This window comes from Actinospica durhamensis, from assembly GCF_018139695.1.
Taxonomy (GTDB): Bacteria; Actinomycetota; Actinomycetes; order Streptomycetales; family Catenulisporaceae; genus Actinospica; species Actinospica durhamensis.
The window spans coordinates 1-779 of record NZ_JAGSOG010000650.1 but is presented as its reverse complement, the minus strand read 5'-3'; the positions used below and the strand labels follow the sequence as shown (position 1 = coordinate 779).

The following is a 779-nucleotide window of genomic DNA, read 5'->3' as shown; positions in this document are numbered from 1 at the left end:
GTGGCGCACCCCGTAGGGGGCGTCAAGGGCCGAAAGTCCCCACGGCCGGATTTCGTCCAGCGTTGAACGGTCATCCCGTGCGATGGTTCGTGTGAAGAAATCGGGTGGTTCCTGGGGGGAGTCGAGAATTCTTGGCATGGACACTTCCAGTCAACACGCGTAGTTGCTACGACGGTTGAGGCAGAGATCCTGCTAAAGGGAGGTTCCATGAGACGTTCCCGACTTGCCCTCTTCCTGAGCTCGTTCCTCCTCGCCGCCACCGCCGCCCTCACCGGCGCCGCGACGGCCCAGGCGTCCCAACAGGCCGCGGTCGGCGGCTATGTGGCGCTCGGCGACTCCTACTCCTCCGGTGTCGGAACCGGCAGCTACATCTCCTCCAGCGGCGACTGCAAGCGCAGCACGAAGGCCTACCCGTACCTCTGGGCGGCCGCCAACTCACCCTCCTCCTTCGACTTCCCCGCCTGATCGGGCGCTCGTACGGATGATGTTCTCTCCGGGCAGCTCGGCCCGCTCAGCTCCGCCACCGGTCTCGTCTCCCTCAGCGTCGGCGGCAACGACGCCGGGTTCGCCGACGTCATGACGACCTGTGTGCTCCAGTCCGACAGCACCTGCCTCTCCCGGATCGCCACCGCCCGGTCCTACGTCGACTCGACGCTGCCCGGCCGGCTCGACAGCGTCTACACCGCCGTCCGCACCCGGGCCCCCAACGCCCACGTGGTGGTGCTCGGTTACCCCCGCTTCTACAAACTCGGCACCTCCTGCATCGGTCTCTCCGAGAC

General features: G+C 66.8%; 1 pseudogene. It reads left to right on the top strand.

The features are described 5' to 3' along the window. Positions 1-207: 207 nt before the first annotated feature. Positions 208-779: pseudogene (locus KDL01_RS46390) on the top strand (SGNH/GDSL hydrolase family protein); the annotation flags it as partial.